This window comes from Streptacidiphilus sp. MAP12-33 (assembly GCF_041261265.1).
Lineage (GTDB): Bacteria > Actinomycetota > Actinomycetes > Streptomycetales > Streptomycetaceae > Streptacidiphilus.
In genome coordinates this window covers 38,854-55,257 of sequence record NZ_JBGCCA010000017.1, presented here as the reverse complement: position 1 = coordinate 55,257, position 16,404 = coordinate 38,854, and the positions used below count along the sequence as shown (strand labels likewise).

Sequence of the window (16,404 nt, the reverse complement as noted above, 5' to 3'; positions counted from 1 at the left end):
TCGGTCACGGAGGCATCTCCAGGTCGAAGTCGACCCGGTGGCCCTCCTCCGCGTCGCGCAGCGTGGGCGACGTGGGCGCCAGCAGCGCGTGCAGGTGTGCCAGCGCCCCCTCCAGCGCCTGCTCCGCGCCGGGCGCCCCCGCGAGTCCCTGCTGCAGTGCGACGTTGTACTCGGCCGCCAGGGAGCGCGGGTGCTCGTCGCCGAAGATCTGACGGAAGCCCTGGAGGACCCGCACATCCTCCTCCAGCGCCTCCTCGTGCCGGCCCAGGGCTGCCAGCGCTCCGGCCCGGCCGGAGCGGCAGACGACCGTCGCGGGGTGGTGGGCCGACAGCGCGAGTTCCAGTTCGCCCAGCGCCCGCGTGCTCAACTCCAGTGCGGCCGACGGCTCCTGGTTTGCCCGCAGGAAGAGCGAGAGGTTGGCCGCGGCGGCCAGGGTGAAGGGGTGCGCGGCGCCCAGCGACTCCTGGTAGCTGCGGTAGGCCTGCTCGCCGCGGCGGCGCGCTTCGGCGGACGCCTCGGCGCCGCCGTTGCTGTAGTAGAGGTCGCAGGCCAGGTTGGTCAGGGAGGCCAGGGTGTCCGGGTGGTCGGCGCCGAAGCGCTGCCGGTACGCCATGTGCGTGGTGTCGCTCAGGGCCAGGGCCTGGTCGTACTCGCCCAGGCGTCGCAGCGTGACCGCGAGCGACCGGTCGACCCGCAGCACCATGGGCGAGTTCTCGCCCTCCAGCGGGATCAGCTGCCGGCGGGTTTCCAGCAGCAGTTGCTGGGACGCGGCGTACTCCCCGTTGTCCCGCATGCCCTGGGCCAGGTTGGTGGCGGTTCCCCAGGTCAGCGGGGAGAGCAGGCCGTTGTACTGACGACGCCGCTGGTAGGTGTCGCGGTGCTGGCGCAGGCCCTCGCGCGGCCGCCCGATCGCGTTGAGCGAGAGCCCCAGGTTGTTCCCCGCGAACAGCGTGGCCGGGTCGTTCTCGCCGAAGACCGCGACGCAGCGCTCGTAGGTCTCCCGGTCCAGCTCGTACGCCTCCTGGTAGCGGCCCAGACCCCGCAGGTCGGCCGCCGTGTTCCGGGCGCTGACCAGGGTGTCCTCGTGGTCGGGCCCGAGCAGATCGTGGGCCCGCTGTCGCCGCAGGGTGCTCTGGTCCAGTTCCAGGGCGCGTTCGTACTCCGCCAGCGAGCGCAGCGGGTTGGCCAGCTGCGCCGCGATCTTGAGCGTGAGCGGGTCGTCGCCGAAGCGGTGGACCCAGGCGTCGTGCACCCGGCTGCCGAGCGCCACCGCGCCGATGTGGTCGTTGATCAGCCAGGCGTTGCGCACCTGGGCGATGATCCACCGGCGCACCGCCTCGTCGGGGCTGTCGGCGGCCCCCGAGGGCAGCAGGTGCGGCGCCAGTTCGGCGTAGCGGCGTCGTGCGTCCGGGCTGTTCTCGTCGAAGTTGGTGATCAGCGCGGTGTGCGCGGTGGCCAGCACCCGGTGCGCCTGACGGCGGGTCTGCTCGAACCGCTCGGGGTCCGTCGCCAGCCGCTCCCGCACCGCCGCCTGGAGCAGGCGGTGCACCTGGATCGAGGAGTTGCCCTGGTCGGTGCGGGCCATCGCATAGCTGCCCAGGGCGGCGATCTGCCGGGCGAAGATCATCCGGTTGCCGCTGACGTTGGGGTCGGCCTCCGCCGCGTACTCCCACATCGCCGAGTTGTAGAGCAGCGTGGCCGCCACCGGCTCCGGCGCCATGAACGCGCACACCTCCAGCACCCGGGCAGCCGCGGGGAACCTGGCCTGGAGGCCCTCGAAGGAGAGCAGCCAGGCGGCGATCAGACTGGACCGCTCAGGCACCTCCACCGTCGACAGCGCCGCGCTGACCTGTGCGGCGAGCTCGTCGAGGTAGTCGTCGACCGAGATCGCCGCCGCCCGGAACCAGGCGCCGGCCAGGGAGACCGCCATCGGCAGGTCGCCGAGCGCGTCCGCGACCCGGGAGGCGTCCTCGCGGGTGAGCGAGGGGGCCCGGCGCTTGAGCAGGGCGATGCTCTCCTCGCGGGCGAAGGTCTCCACATGGAAGTTGTGCCGCAGGGCCAGTGCGTCCGACTGCCGGGAGGTGACCAGCACGTGGCCGGGTCCGCGGCTCGGCAGGTGGTCGCGCAGGTGCAGCGGGCCCGCACCCTCCACGAGGTCCAGGTCGGTCTCGGTGACGTTGTCGTACACCAGCAGGAACCGGCCGTGCGCGCCGCTGTGGAGCTGCTCCAGGGTGTTCTGCACCCGTTCGGCCACGGTCGCCCCGGGGATGCCGAGGCGCTCGCCGAGCCCGGCCACGGCGGCCGGCACGCCCGTCAGCTCGTCGGACGACACCCACCAGATCACGTCGTACTGCGCGCCGAAGCGGTGCGAGTACTCCAGGGCGATCTGGGTCTTGCCCATGCCGCTGATGCCGTACAGGTTCGCGGTGCCGACCGGTCCCTCCGGTTGCAGCGCCTCGGCCCCGAGCGCGGTCCGCACCCGCTCCAGCACGTCGTCGCGGCCGGTGAAGGCGTTGTTGCGGTGCCGGGTGTTGTTGGCCTTCTGCCGGGATGCCGGGTAGCGCACCGTCTCCACCACGGGCCCGGTGGGAGTGCCCAGGTTGAGCAGCGCGTACAGCTGCTCCCGTGCGGCCTCGGCGTCGTACCCGGCGAAGGTGACGTTGCGCAGGTTCAGATCCCGGTCGGGCACGTACTCGCCGGGCCGGACCGCGAGCACGCGGCGGTCGCCGTCGGTGATCAGCTTCAGCAGGTTCTCGAAGCCCGAGGTGCTGCGGAAGGAGGGGGAGAGCAGGGCGATCACGGTGTCGGCCGCGTCCGGCTGCCCGGCGCCGGTCGTCGCGGCGAACGCGGGGCTGGGGCTGCTCGCCTGGAGGTGGACGGCGACCCCCTCGGCCTCCAGCTGGGCCTTGATCCACTCCGCCCACATCTGGTCGTGCACGGCGAAGTCGATCCGGACGCTGGTGACCTGCTTCGAGGCGGCGGGCCGGTCCCGCTCGAAGCGCTTCTGCAGCCGGTCCCGCTGGTCCTCCGGGAGCTGGCGCAGGGCGGTGACGTCTCCGCCGGTGATCAGGGAGGTGAGCCGCTCGTAGGCGGAGAGCAGGCTGCCCGCCTGGTGGGACCGGTCGTTGATGGTGGCCAGGGTCTCCTCGTAGGCGTAGAAGGTCCGATAGGGGACCTCCACGTCGCCCCAGTACCGTTCCACCTCGGCGTCGCTCAACTCGGGCATGATGTCCCGGAACTGGCTGCGGGCGAAGTCCCGGCTGATCTCCAGCTTGCGCTGCTCCGCGTCCTCGGCGCGCATCGGCACCGGCAGGATGCGGACCTGCGACGCCTGCCGGCGCACGTCCTTGGCGATCGCGGCGGCGCCGTTGATCGCCTGGGTGTTGAAGGTGAAGCAGTTGACCAGGACGTCCGGCAGCTGGACGGTGGTGATGCCGGAGGTGTCGCTGAAGCCGGTGCGGCTGTCGATCAGCGCGTAGTCGTAGCGCTCGCGCATGTCGTCGCGCAGGGCGTCGAGGAACTGGCTTCCGCCGCGCGCCTCGTAGAACCCGCGCCAGTCGTAGGTGTTGACGGTGCGCGAGTACTCCGGCGTCTGCCGGCCCGGCGAGACGTAGTCGATGTAGCCGCCGGCGGGGAACTCGTGGCGCAGCGAGGAGGCGTAGCGGTCCACCCGGGCCAGTTCGCGCAGTTCGGTGTAGGACTGCGGTTTGACGGCCAGTTGGTCGAAGTCGCGCACCAGGTCGATCAGGCCGGGGGTGGAGTCCAGGCCGGGGTCGCCCAGCAGCGGGAAGAAGTAGCGATGGAGGCCGGGCGCCTCCAGGTCCCAGTCCATGGTCAGGACCCGCCGGCCGGCGCTGGCCAGGATCCAGGCCACGTTGGCCAGGGCCATGGTGCGGCCGGTCCCGCCCTTGAACGAGTAGAACGTGACCACCGTGCCCCGCCGGGTCTTGCCCGCGGTGTCCTCGCGCTGCGTCATGAGGTGAACTTTCCGAGCTGGGGAAGCGAGCCGAAGCGGGCGGCCGGGAGGACGCCGGGGTCGACGCGGTTCGCGGTGGTCTTGAGGGCGTCGTTCTGCGCGGACACCAGGGCCCGGCGCAGAGCCACGATGAACTCGTCGGGGTCGGGCAGGCCCCAGCGGCGCAGCAGGTCGGCGCTGCCGGCCTCACGGAGCCGCGGGAGCGCCTGGTCGAGCGCCCGGTCCAGGTCGGTGCCGTGCGCGGCGGACTCGGCGTCCAGGTCGCTGCGCGGCTCCAGCACCGCGGTGGACCCGGGGGCCCGCGCGTCCAGGGGCGCGAGCAGCTGCCGCTGCCGTCCCAGCGTGGCCGCCCAGGCGTCGATCAGCAGCACGACGAACCGCTCGTCCTCGTCCGTCTCGCCCAGGTCCTGGGCGGCGGGTGCGTCCAGCGGCACCACCTCGGAGTTCAGCTCCAGGTCGGCCGCCGTCTCCTCGACGAGGGTGACCAGGGAGCGCGGCTGTTCGGGGTGGTACGGCGACCAGTCGAGCGGCGAGGCGCCGTAGTACTGGTGGGAGCGGCGGTCCTCGGGCAGGCCGGCGCGGTCGGGGGCCGCCACGACCACGCTCACCCCCGGGGCGGCGCCGACCCGCTGGGCCGGGCGGGTGGCGGGGACGACGGAGAAGCCGTCCAGGTCGGGCAGGGTCTCGTGCCGTCTGCGGGCGAGCCTGGCGGCCAGGGTCGCCACCACGTCCTCGTAGACCGGCTGGAACCTGGCGCCGAGCCGGAGCAGGTGCAGCAGCCCGTCCTTGGCGTAGGCGGGGTGCGCGACGGTCAACGGAGGCGGCCAGGAGCGCTCACCGGCGCTGCCGGGAGGCGCCGCCGCCACCTCCGTTCCGCCCGAACCCGCCGTGACTGGAACCCAGTTGACCGGAACGATGGCGTCGGTGGCCCGACCGGTGCGGGAGCGCTGGACCTCGGCGCGCTGCCGGAAGTAGTCCCACTCGGCCCGGCAGTAGCTGCGCAGGTGGTACTGCGGCGTCTCCAGGGCGACGAGGGTCACCGCCTGCCGCATCAGTTCCAGCGGAGCCTCGCGCGAGGTCGGGTCGGCCCGCAGGCCCATCGTGTCGGGAGGAAGTCCGGTCAGCCCGGAGACGGCCGTGGAGAGGTCGTGGAAGAACTGCGCGACCCATCCGTCGTCCGCGCCTCTGACGTGGCTCAGGAAGAACAGGCGGCGCTTCACGAGGACTCCCAACTCGGGGACGTCCGAACCTCCGACGGACCCCACGATCGATTGCGGCCCGAGTAAACCACCCGCTCGGCTGCGGCCTGCGTGGACTTGGCCGGGGATGTCCGGGATTCACCCGGATGTGCTGATACGTTCCGTGATGCCGGCGGTCTGCCGGTACCCTGGTCGATTGCGCCGGCGGGTGCCGGCCACTCGGCCGCGAGGTCCGCCATGCCCGCGCAGAGCCGCCGTCCGGTCGTCGTGAGCGCCGGACAGTCGGCCAGCATCCGCAGTGCGCCGATGACTTGGGGGTACAGCCGGGCGTACGCGAGGTCGGCGCGGGCGGCCTCGCCGGGCGGCAGCAGCCCGCGCTGCCGCTGCCAGAAGTCGACCACTTGGACGTGTGCGTACAGGCCCTGCAGCACCGCGCCGATCGGACGCGGGTCGGGGCGCCAGCCGACCTGATAGCGGCCCTCGTCCTCGGGATCGTGCAGGTCGACCAGGCCGGTCAGCCCACCCAGGGCCAGATGGCTGACCTCGTGCACGAGCGAGTCGGCGAGCAGCAGCGGGTCGTCGGTCCAGGAGAGCGCGACCGCCCCGAGCAGCTCGCGCGCGGTGGAGCTGGACCGTGGGCCGGCCTGGACCAGCGGGACCAGGGCGTGCAGGAGTGCGCCGCAGACGGCGGCGCGCGCCGGGTGGTGGGTGCCGAGCAGCTTCCAGGCGCGACCGAGCGAGTACGCCCAGGAGGCGAGCTCGTCCCGCGTCAGGCGGTCGGTGACGGCGAAGCCGTAGACGTCCCGGTCGGGATCGCCGTCCTCGATGAGGAGCGAGAGCCGCGCGTGGGCGCCGTCCCGGCTGTCGGGGTCGGCGTCGGGGCGTCGGCTCGGGCCGAGGTCGATCCGGCGGACCGGGGACCAGGTGAAGCCGGGGTGGGCGGGTTCGGGCAGGTGGTCCTCCGCGTCCAGCCCGAGCGAGCCGGGGTGTCCGGGCAGCCGCAGTCGGCCGGCGTCCACCCGGAGGCGGTCGGTGGGCCCGGGGAGGACGGCCACGCCCCAGGTCGGCAGTGGGACGGTGCCCCGCCGGGCCGGCAGCTCGGCGTTCACCGGCAGGCCGGCGCGTAAGGACGCGGCCACGGCCAGCCGGAGCAGGCCGTCCAGGTCCGCCCGCAGGTCGGGTGGGGGCTCGTCGGCGGGCCGGTCGGGCAGCCGGTTCAGGGTGCGGAGCAGCCGGCCGAGCAGCGCACCCGTCGGGGGGTGGCGCAGCGTGTCGTGCAGGGCGGAGCGGTCGGCCTGGTCCGCGGCCCGGAACAGTTCCCAGGCGAGGTCGGCCCGCGCCGCGCGCCAGGGCCCGGGGGCCCGGCGCCGGGCCAGGTCCTGGATGCAGCGCAGGCTGATCAGGCGTCTGCTGAGCTCGGCCGTGCGCAGTGCCTCGACCAGGTCGGCGGGCAGCCTGCCGACCGCCAGATCGTCGATCGCCTCCGGCCGTATCGCATGCAGCGCGACCCCCTTCACCGCAGCCCCTCCAACAGCGGTGCGAGATCGGACCGAACCCGGTCCCGCACCACGGTGACCGTCTCCATCAGATCGGCACAGTACACACTCCGATTGCGATAACCGGTTGAGGGCCGGTAACGATGCGCCCGCATGCCGCCCCCGCACAGATCCATGACCGGACATGCCTGACATTCGGGGGCGAGCCCGGCACGTCCGAGGCGTGCTTCGGCGAAGCCGGGGTCGTCGACGACGCGGTCGAAGTCGGCCGTCCGGATGTCGAGCCCGCTCTCTGATGCTCCGTCAAACACGGCACGGTAGGCGTCTCCCAGATGGATCGAGCCGTCCGTCTCGACGACCGCGAAGCCGGCCGGGCCGCCGCCCACGACCTCCGTGCGGGGGGCGCCGCCCAGTGAGAGGTCCAGCAGGTCCTCGAAGAACCGGATTCGGGTGGGTGGTGCGGCGTCCGTCCGGTACCACTCCGCGAAGACGGCCAGCAGCCAGGCGGCATAAGGGCGCTGGGCCGGGTCGTGACCAGGGGGCGGGAACTGCCAGGTGGCGTGCGGCAGGAGGAGGTCGATCACCGGCGGTTCGTGCTCCAGCAGCGCCCGGTAGGTCTCGGCCGGCGGGTTGCGCAGATCGACCGTGCACAGCAACCCCGCGTAACGGTCCCGGTGTTCGGGCTGTCGCAGCAGGCGCAGGCCGCGCTCCACCGCCGCGTGGGTGCTGGTGCCGTTGCGGCGGCGGCGGTGCAGGTCGTTGTGGGCGGCCGCGCCGTCGAGGCTGACGCCCACCCTGATGTCGTGCCGGTGGCACAGCTCCAGCCACGGCTCGTTCAGCAGTGTGCCGTTGGTCTGGACGGACAGCCGCAGGCGCGGCCCGTCCGCGAGCGCCTCGCGCAGCAGACGGCAGAGCAGGTCGACGCGCGTGCGGCCGGCCAGGAACGGCTCGCCGCCGTGCAGCAGGACCGAGACCTCGGGAAGCCGGTGGCGGTGCGCGTGTTCGGCGATCCGTGCGACCAGCCGGCGCATCGTCGGCTCCGCCATCACCGCGGGCCGGGCACGCCAGCGCGTGTCGCGCAACTCGTAGACGTAGCAGTGGTCGCAGGCCAGGTTGCACAGCCCGTGCACCTTGACGACGAACTGGCGCAAGGGGATCGAGCCGTCCGGCATGGTCGCCCCCGGGTCAGTCGTCGAGCCCCGACTGGAAGGAGACGAGGGGAGCGGATCCGCCTTCCGCATCCCGCAGGATCCTTCGCGCGGACTCGGTGAGAGCGGACAGGGGCAGGCGCTCCAGCGCCTCCCAACCGATCCCGGCCACGTCGGGGATGTCCGTCACGATGTCGAGTTGCGGCCCGGGCCCCTGCATCAGCGTCGTCCCCCACGTTGCCGTCCGGTGGGCCGTGCGGCACACGGCTCCGCGACCAGAGAAGCACATCGTCGGAAGTCCGAACAGATCGCCCGCAGAACGTTGCCGCGTCCGCGACGAAAAGGGCCGGATTGCTGCGGGCGTGCGCTGTTCCGCGGGCCCGCGCGACTCGCCTAGACTCACCGGCGGGTGTGGGGGGTGCAGTTGACGCACGCGTTGCTGGTGGGCTTTGCCGACTTCGGGGCCGCTCCGACCGGGGAGTGGGACCCGTCGCGCCCTGCCGCGGCCTATCCGGGCCTGCCCTCCGTGCGCGAGGAGATGGGCCGGCTGGAGCGGGCTCTGGGCCGGTTGCCCGGGGTGCTGCTGCCGCCCGGGGGTCTGCTGATCGACCAGGGGCGGCGCCCCGTCGAGGCGGCCTGGCGACGTTCCCTGAACGGAGCCGCAGCGGCGCGGTCGCCCCTGGTCGTCCACCTCGCCGGGCACGGGGTGCCCGGCGGGACGGCCGCGACCCTCTATGTGCCGGTCAGGGACACCGATCCGCGGCGGCTTCCGGAGACCGCCCTCGCTGTGCACCAGTGGCTCGACGAGGTCGAGAACACCGAGGCGGCCCCGTACACCCTGGTGCTGCTGGACGTCTGCGGGGCCGGGCGCGCGGTCGTGCACCAGTTGGTGCAGCAGGTCTCGGTGCACCGTCGGGCCTGGGTCATCGCCGCCTGCGCCGAGGACGAGCGGTCCTACGGCGCGCGGTTCACCCGGGCGACCGCGACCGTGCTGGACCGGCTGCGCGAGGGCTGGCTGGACGTGTCCCCCTTCCTGCCCCACGTACCGGTGGAGACCTTGGCCGAGGAGATCCACCGCGAGCTGCTCCGGCTCGCCCCGCCGGACGGCGACGGGTTCACCCAGACGGTGCTGCGCACCGCGCGCACCCAGGCGGTGGCCGAGATACCGCCCTTCTTCGCCAATCCGAACCACTCGGGCGATCCCGCGGCCCTGCTGAACCGCCAGGTCGAGCACGCCCTGTGGCAGATCGCGGCGGAGACGGACCGCGGCCTGGATCCGGTGCACTTCTTCTCCCGCGCCTCGGGCGGGCAGCCCGTCTCCGGCTGTCTGTTCACCGGACGCGAGGCCGAGTTGGCCCGGATCGTGGGCTGGCTCGACGACGCCGGGGGCGACGCGCCGCCCTTGCTGGTGCTCGGCGGCGGACCCGGGGCGGGCAAGTCGGCGCTGCTGGGGGTGACCGTCTGCCTCGCCCACCCGGAGCTGAGCCGCAGCGCCGTCAGCACGCCCGTGCACAACCGCATCCGGGTCGCGCGGCGGCCGCAGCCCCAGCCGCGGCTGGCGGCCGTGCACGCACGCGGGCTGAGTGCGCGTCAGGTGCTGGCCTCGGTCGCCGCACAGCTCGGGCTCGGCGCCGAGCCGGTCTGGGGATGGACCGCCGCGGCGCTCGTCGAGCGGCTCGGGCGGGCGGCCGTGGTGGTGGTCGACGCGCTCGACGAGGCGGAGCAGCCCGAGCGCGTGGTCGCCGAGGTGCTGCTGCCGCTGGTGGCGGCGGCACCGCTCTGCCGGGTGGCGGTGGCGGTTCGGCCGGACGGGTTCGACGCGCTGCTCGCCACCGCGGCGCGCGAGGGCGTCCTGGTGGACCTGGACCAGGTGCCGACCGCCCGCCTGGAGCAGGAGCTGACGGACTACCTGGAGGAACTGCTCTGGCACGCGCCCGGGTACCGTGCCCGGCAGGACCTGCGCCGAGCCGTCTGCGTCGGGCTGGCCGCGCGGCTGGCCCGTTCCCGCGAGAGCGGCGGGTTCCTGACGGCCGGGCTCATGGCGGCCCATCTCTGTTCCCTGGAGCAGCCGCTGACGCCGAAGGAGGTCGAGGCGGCCCTGCCGACGGACCTCGCCGGCATGCTCGACCTGCACCTGGGCCCGGCCGAGCGGGACCAGCCCTGGCTGCGTCCGGTGCTGTCGGCCGTGGCCCACGGCTTCGGCGAGGGCATGCCCTTCGACGTGATCCGCACCCTGGCGCCGGTCTTCGCCCCGGAGGGCACCGCCACCGGACCCGACCAGAAGGAGGTCCGCGCGGCGCTCAACGCCGCCGCCTTCTACCTGCGCGGCGGCACGGACACGGACGGCCGCCGGCTGTACCGGTTCTTCCACCAGCGGCTCGCCGAGCAGCTCAGGCAGGCCGCCGCCGGCGCGGAGGCGGTGGTCCACCAGCGGCTGCGCACGGTCTTCGCAGCCGACGGCTGGGAGTTGGCGCCGCCGTACCTGCTGCGCCACGCGGCGGACCACGCCACCGCCGGGGGACAGCGGGACGGAGCCCTGGACGCGCTGATCACCGACCCCGGCTACCTCGTCCACGCCGGCCCGGGCGCTCTCGCCGGCCACCTGCACCACGCCTCCTCCCCGCAGGCACGGGCCTGCGCGGCGGTGCTGCGGACGTCGGCGGACCGACGACCGGCGGGACCGGAGACCACGCGTGCGGTGCTCGCCGTCGACGCCGCCCGCTGGGGCCGGACCGACCTGCTCCGGGCGCTCGGCGACGAACCGGTCAACGGCGCCCTGCCGGTCGCGTTGCCGCGCTGGGCCACCAACGGCATGACCGACGCGGCGCTGCGGCAGACCATGGCCGGGCACGAGGGCCGCGTCACGGCGTCGGCGACGGCCGTGCTCGACGGCGTCCGCAGCGCCCTGACGGCCGACCTGTCGGGCACCGTCCGGGTCTGGGATCCGGCGGACGGGCGGTTGGTGCGGGCCCTGGTGGGCCATCAGGGTGCGGTGAGGGCCCTTGCGGTGGTGGCTGTGGCGGGGCGTCCGCAGGTGGTGAGTGCGGGGTCGGACGGGACGGTGCGGTGCTGGGACCTCGGCGACGGCCGGATGCGGGTCGTCCACCGGGGCCGTGGGGGCGTGACGGCGCTGTGTGTCGGCACCCTCGCGGACGGGACCGCCGTGGCACTGGTGGCCGACCGGGACGGTGCGGTCGGGGTCCGGGATCTGGCGAGCGGGCGGTTGGTGCGGGCCCTGGTGGGCCATCAGGGCGCGGTGAGGGCCCTTGCGGTGGTGGCTGTGGCGGGGCGTCCGCAGGTGGTGAGTGCGGGGTCGGACGGGACGGTGCGGTGCTGGGACCTCGACGACGGCCGGACCCGGGCCGTCTGCCGGGGGTCGGGCCGGATGACCGCGCTGGCCGTCGGCGTCCTGGCGGACGGGACCGCCGTGGCGGCCGCCGCGTGTCAGGACGGCGCGGTCCGGGCCTGGGAGCTGCCGGGGGGAGCCCCGAGGTTCCGTCTGCCCGGCGCCGTCGGCCCGGACACGGTGCTGACCACGCTGCGGGTCGACGGAGAGACACAGGTGGCCGTCTGCGACGACGAGGGGCGGATCCGGCTCCTGTCGCTCGCCGACGGCAGGCCCGGCGCGGTGCTGTCCGGTCATGAGGGTCCGGTGACCGCGCTGACGGTGCCGGAGAGCGACGACGGGTCGCGGCTCGTCTCGGCGGGCGAGGACGGCACGGTCCGGCTCTGGACACTGCCCGAGGGAGCGCTCGCCGCCACGCACCGCTGTCACGAGGGCGCCGTGACCTCCCTCGCCGCCTGGACCGGCGAGGGCGCGACGCAGGTGCTGACGGCCGGTGCGGACGGCGTCGCCCGCGCGTGGTCCCTCCCGGCCGGTGCCCGGGCGGGGGACCCGGCCGCCCCGCCGCTCCCCGGGCACCGGGCGACGGTGGTGGCCGCCGCCGTGTGCGACCTCGACGGCCGGGCGCACGCCGTCACCGCGGACGCCGACGGCCTGCTGCACCTGCGCGACCTGAGCGACGGCACGCTCCGTCGCACCCTGGCCGGTCCGGGCGGGGACCAGCCGGCTGCGCTCCGCGTCACCACCGTCCACGGGCGCCCGCACGCCGTCGTGCTCGGGGCGGGTGGCGGGGGCCGGCTGTGGGACCTCACCGACGGACGCCCCGGCGCCACTCTGGCAGGCTCGCGCGAACCCGTCCTGTGCACGGTGGCGGTGGACGGGTGGCCCTGCGCCCTGACTGCGGGGCCCGGCGGGATCGTGCGCCTGTGGGACCTGAGCGACGGCACACTGCGCCGCACCCTGAACCGCCACCGCGCGCCGGTCACGGCCGCGGCGACCACCCTGATCGACGGCCGCTCCCATGCCGTCACCGCCGACCGGGACGGACGCGCGGTCGTGTGGGACCTCGGCGCGCCGAACGACGGAGCCCTCCGCCACGTGCTCGGCGCCCCAGGCGGCGCGGGTCCGGTCGCCCTGGCGGCGGCGGGCCGCTGGGCCGTGCTCGCGGGCGGCTCCGGCGAGGCCCGCGTCTGGGACCTCGGCAGCGGCTCGCCGCGTCACCGCCTGGCCGGGCACGACGGGCCGGTCACCGCGGTCGCCCTGGTGCACACCGCCGGGACGCCGCACGCCGTGACCGGCGGCCGGGACGGTGTGGTGCGCCTGTGGCGGCTGACGGACGCGCCGGACCGGGTCGTCCTCGGCGTGCTCGACGCACCGGTCACCGCCCTGCACACGCTCGACGCCGAGGGCGACGCTCCCGCGCGGGTGGCCGCCGTCGGCGCGGACGGGGACGTTCGCCTGCTGCGCCTTGCCGCCGCCGAGCCGGCGGTCGACGGCCTGCTCGCCTTCCCGTTGGCCCTCGGGCCCCTGGTGCTCTGCCCCGAGGGTGTCCTGGCCGGCTTCGGTCCCGAAGTCGCCTTCCTCGCCTGGCGCGATCACCCGGAAGGGAGTGGGAGCTGATGGAGCCGAACGCCCTGGTGGCCGTGCACGGCATTGGCAACCTGCAGCGCGGCTGCACGCCGGAGCAGGCCGCCGCCGTCCTCGCCGCCGACTGGCAGACCCGGCTCGCCGACGGGTACCGGGCCGCCGGCCTGGGCGCGGAGCCGGTCCCCGCACTGACCGTCGCCTACTACGCCCACCTGCTCACCGCCGCCGATCTGGAGGCCCAGGGGCCCGGGGACGAGGACCCGGAACGGCTCAGCGAGCCGGAGGCGGAGCTCTGCGCCGCGTGGCTGCGGGCCCTGGGCGCGCCGGAGGGCACCGACGCCCAGGGCCGGGCGACTATGCCGTTCCGCCAGGCCTTGCACTGGCTCTCCGCGCGGCACGGTGTCGCCGCGGAGCTCCTCGGGCGCGTCGGCGTCGCCCTGGCCCGCGAGGTCTCCGTCTACCTGACCCACCCGCCCCGTCGCCGGGCCGCCCGTGACCGCGTCGCCGAGACGATCCGGCGCGTCCGCCCCCGTGTCGTGCTGGCGCACTCCCTCGGCTCGGTCGTCACCTACGAGGCGCTGCACGCCCATCCGGACCTCGAGGTGCCGTTGCTGATCACGCTCGGTTCGCCGCTCGGCCTCTCCGGGGGCCTCTTCGAGGCGCTCGACCCGGCCCCACGGCAGGGCCGCGGCTCCCGTCCGCCCGGCGTCGGGCGCTGGGTCAACCTCGCGGACCGCGGCGACCTGGTCGCCGTGCCGCGCCGTCTCGGTGACCGGTTTCCCGTGGACGAGCACGACGAGACCTCGATCGGGCGGCTGGACTTCCACACGCTCGGCTCGTACCTGGCCTCCGGGAGGACCGTCACCGCCCTGCGCGGCTGACGGCCGGTTCTTCGGGAGCTGGCAGCTCAGCCGTCGGTGTCGCCGGTGGGCGCCGGGCCGGCGCCGGGGACCTGGTCCGGGAGGAGGACCGAGGAGTCGCCCGGGTAGGGCGCCGCGAACCCGTTGGTGGAGTACCAGATGTCCCGGTTCTCCTGGGCCATGTTGATCATGTCCTCGTGGGCGTAGTCCTGCTTCGCCGACCACTGGGCCCAGGCCTGCGCCGCGGCGTTGCCCGCGGCCGCGGGCCTGGGGTTCTTCTCGGTGAGCGGAACGGCGTTGGGCAGGTGGGTGTAGGGCGTGAGGTCGGGCGTGTTCGTGAACGCGTCGAACATCGGCTCCGCCGTGAGGTCCTCCTGGTTCATCGGCGGCAGGCCGAGGATCTGCTCGATCGTGCGCATGAAGTTCAGCTGGCTGTAGTAGTCGTCGACGACCGCGCCGGGCTTGGCGTAGGGGCTGATGACCATGGCGATGTTGCGGTGGCCGTCCACGTGGTCCACGCCGAACTGGGAGTCGTCCTCGATCACGAAGATCGCCGAGTCCTTCCAGTACGGGCTGTGCGAGATCGTGTCCACGATCCGGCCCAGCGCCAGGTCGTTGTCGGCCACGTGTGCGCGCGGCGTCAGGCCGCCGGGGTTGGTGCCCTCCGTGTGGTCGTTCATCAGCCACATCATGTTCAGGTCCGGCAGGTCGCCGTTCTTCACGTACTGGGCGAAGTCCTGCTGGAACAGGTCGGCCCGGTACTGGTCGGGGATGTTCAGGTCGAAGTTGGGGAAGTCGGGCCGGGTGATCCGCGCCAGCGAGGGGATGTCCGTTTTGACGGTGTAGCTGCCCAGCGGGTGGTCCAGCGGACCGGCGGCCTTGCCCTCCAGCACCTGCGCGTCGTGGTACCAGGAGGGCCAACTCCCGGACGGAGTGAGCTTTCCGGCGGCGTCGACGTAACTGTCCATCTGCTCGCCCCAGTTGACCACCGACTTGCCGTGCGCCAGTGCGTCGTCCCAGATCCAGCCGGTCTTCACGTCGCTGAGCGGGTCGACGGTCTGGTAGGAGCGGGTGTAGTTGCCGTACATCTGCTGCAGGTAGTTGTTGACGAACGCCTGGTCCAGCCAGTGGTGGCCCTCGGCGGAGTCGGTGCCGTCCGAGTAGAGGTTGTCGATCAGCGGGAACCGGGCCACCAGCGCGTGGGCGTTGGGTGTGACCTGGCGGCCGAACTGCGCCAGCGCCGGATCGCCGTTGCCGCGCTTGACGTCGCCCAGCTCCTGGTCGTAGGTGCGGTTCTCCCTGACGATGAAGAAGACGTGCTTGATCGTCGACGGGTCACCGACCCGCAGGGGCACGGCGACCGGGGCGGCGCTGCCGTCCCCGGGCTGGTTGCGCTGCTGGAGGCCGTTCCACTGGTTGTTCTTGAACACCTGCTGCGTGTAGGTGGCCATCTGACGGGCCGTCGGAGTCGCGACGCTCTGCACCGTGCCGACGAAGTTGTAACCCAGCTGTCCCGTCGCCGGCTTGGTGCCGGGGCCCTCGAGGACCGTGCTGCTCGGCCCGACCGAGCCCAGGCCCTGCTCGCTCGCCACGACCAGCCGCCCCAGCTGCCGGTCCTCGGCGATCCCGGTGGGGAACGAGCCGGTCGGGATGAGCCCCTCGAAGGCGGGCTGCGTGTAGGCGTCGTGGTAGGTGTAGACGGCCACCGCGTTGTCCCTGCCCAGGCTGACCGCGAGATGCGTCGCGTCCAGCATGGCCAGGCCGTTGGGCTGCGCCCCGTAGGGCGCCCCGGGTGCCGGGTCGGCGCTGAAGGTGCGGCCGAGCCGCTGCGCGGCGGTGTCGATGGTGGTCACGCTGTCGTCGTCGGTGTCGGCCACGACCACGTCCGCCCCGACGGTCAGCAGCGCGCTCGGCTCCAGACCCACGGCGAAGGTCCGCACCTCGCGCCCGGCGTGCAGGTCGACCTCGGAGACCGTTCCGGTGCCGGGCGCGGCGTTGCCGTCGGTGACGATCGCGGTTCCGTACGAGGTGTCCGTGCTGTCCCCGGGACGCGCGGGGCGTCCGCCCTGGTTGCTCACGTAGGCCTTGCCGCCGGCCACCACGACGCTGTTCGGGTCGTTGCCGACGCGGATCTGCCGCAGCACCCGGGCGTGGACGGGGTCCACCACGGCGAGGGTGTTGTCGCCGCTCAGCGTCACCAGCAGGCTGCCGTCCGGCGCCCAGGCCAGGCCGGCGGGGACGGCCTGGCGCCCGCCCGAGCCCGGCATCGGCACCCGCAGCGGATGGGGGGCGAGCGTGCCGTTGGCGTTGACGGACCAGCGCAGCAGGTTGCCCGGCTGGGCCGCCCACAGGTGCTTTCCGTCGGGGGAGTACGCGATGCCGCCGTCGGAGATCAGGCCGTAGCCGGCCTGCTGCAGGACCTTGTGGTGGACCAGGTCGAAGACCGTCACGAGGCTCGGGGTGAGGCCGCCGGAGTCCAGGGCCGCCGCCGTCTTCCCGTCGGGGCGCAGCGCCAGGCCGAAGGGGCGGCCGTTCTCCTTGATGACGTCGCCGACGGGCGTGACGAACTGGCCGGTCTGGGTCAGGTACGACCCGTCGGCCTGGCGCCCGACCCGCTTGGTGCCCAGGGGGGTGTTGCCGAAGCCGCCGACGGCGAACGTCGCCCCCGCGCCCAGCGCGAGCACGGTCGCGGTGGAGGTGAGGACCACTGCCCGTCGGCTCATGGTGCGAATCCGCATGACCTGGCTCCTTGTGACCGGTGACCTGTTGGGACTGTGCCGGGGCCAGGCGAAGCG

At 74.0% G+C, this 16,404-nt stretch carries 8 protein-coding genes; 2 read left to right on the top strand and 6 right to left on the bottom strand.

The window, feature by feature from the left end; genetic code table 11:
• Window positions 1–4 precede the first annotated feature (4 nt).
• From fxsT to ABH931_RS18325, 5 genes are read right to left on the bottom strand one after another with little or no spacing between them, the layout of a single operon-like run.
• Window positions 5–3,976, bottom strand: coding sequence for an FxSxx-COOH system tetratricopeptide repeat protein (gene fxsT, locus ABH931_RS18345; protein ID WP_370114517.1), 3,972 nt, complete (start codon window positions 3,974–3,976; stop codon window positions 5–7).
• Window positions 3,973–5,196 (bottom strand): FxsC protein, encoded by a 1,224-nt coding sequence (fsxC, locus tag ABH931_RS18340; RefSeq protein ID WP_370114515.1) that lies wholly within the window; start codon window positions 5,194–5,196, stop codon window positions 3,973–3,975. The genes fxsT and fsxC overlap by 4 nt, the downstream gene beginning before the upstream one ends.
• Window positions 5,193–6,692 (bottom strand): HEXXH motif domain-containing protein, encoded by a 1,500-nt coding sequence (locus ABH931_RS18335; RefSeq protein WP_370114513.1) that lies wholly within the window; start codon window positions 6,690–6,692, stop codon window positions 5,193–5,195. Before ABH931_RS18335 ends, fsxC begins: the two co-directional genes overlap by 4 nt.
• On the bottom strand, window positions 6,689–7,843 hold the full coding sequence (locus ABH931_RS18330) for an FxsB family cyclophane-forming radical SAM/SPASM peptide maturase (RefSeq protein ID WP_370114511.1): 1,155 nt from the start codon (window positions 7,841–7,843) through the stop codon (window positions 6,689–6,691). The genes ABH931_RS18335 and ABH931_RS18330 overlap by 4 nt, the downstream gene beginning before the upstream one ends.
• A 13-nt stretch (window positions 7,844–7,856) precedes the next feature.
• Window positions 7,857–8,039 carry a hypothetical protein gene (locus ABH931_RS18325; RefSeq protein WP_370114509.1) on the bottom strand — a complete coding sequence of 61 codons (183 nt, stop codon included), beginning with the start codon at window positions 8,037–8,039 and terminating at the stop codon, window positions 7,857–7,859.
• A gap of 198 nt (window positions 8,040–8,237) precedes the next feature.
• Here ABH931_RS18325 and ABH931_RS18320 point away from each other — a divergent pair, with 198 nt between their 5' ends.
• Together ABH931_RS18320 and ABH931_RS18315 are read left to right on the top strand one after the other, a co-directional pair.
• Window positions 8,238–12,782 carry a hypothetical protein gene (locus tag ABH931_RS18320; RefSeq protein WP_370114507.1) on the top strand — a complete coding sequence of 1,515 codons (4,545 nt, stop codon included), beginning with the start codon at window positions 8,238–8,240 and terminating at the stop codon, window positions 12,780–12,782.
• Window positions 12,782–13,630 carry a serine peptidase gene (locus ABH931_RS18315; protein WP_370114505.1) on the top strand — a complete coding sequence of 283 codons (849 nt, stop codon included), beginning with the start codon at window positions 12,782–12,784 and terminating at the stop codon, window positions 13,628–13,630. Before ABH931_RS18320 ends, ABH931_RS18315 begins: the two co-directional genes overlap by 1 nt.
• Window positions 13,631–13,656: 26 nt before the next feature.
• Here ABH931_RS18315 and ABH931_RS18310 read toward each other — a convergent pair whose 3' ends face one another.
• On the bottom strand, window positions 13,657–16,347 hold the full coding sequence (locus ABH931_RS18310; protein ID WP_370114503.1) for an alkaline phosphatase family protein: 2,691 nt from the start codon (window positions 16,345–16,347) through the stop codon (window positions 13,657–13,659).
• Window positions 16,348–16,404: the final 57 nt, after the last annotated feature.

Coding starts and splice junctions, on each gene's coding strand:
- fxsT (WP_370114517.1), bottom strand. CDS start 3,976: ATGACGCAGCGCGAGGACACCGCGGGCAAGACCCGGCGGGGCACGGTG.
- ABH931_RS18315 (WP_370114505.1), top strand. CDS start 12,782: ATGGAGCCGAACGCCCTGGTGGCCGTGCACGGCATTGGCAACCTGCAG.
- ABH931_RS18325 (WP_370114509.1), bottom strand. CDS start 8,039: ATGCAGGGGCCCGGGCCGCAACTCGACATCGTGACGGACATCCCCGAC.
- ABH931_RS18330 (WP_370114511.1), bottom strand. CDS start 7,843: ATGCCGGACGGCTCGATCCCCTTGCGCCAGTTCGTCGTCAAGGTGCAC.
- ABH931_RS18310 (WP_370114503.1), bottom strand. CDS start 16,347: ATGCGGATTCGCACCATGAGCCGACGGGCAGTGGTCCTCACCTCCACC.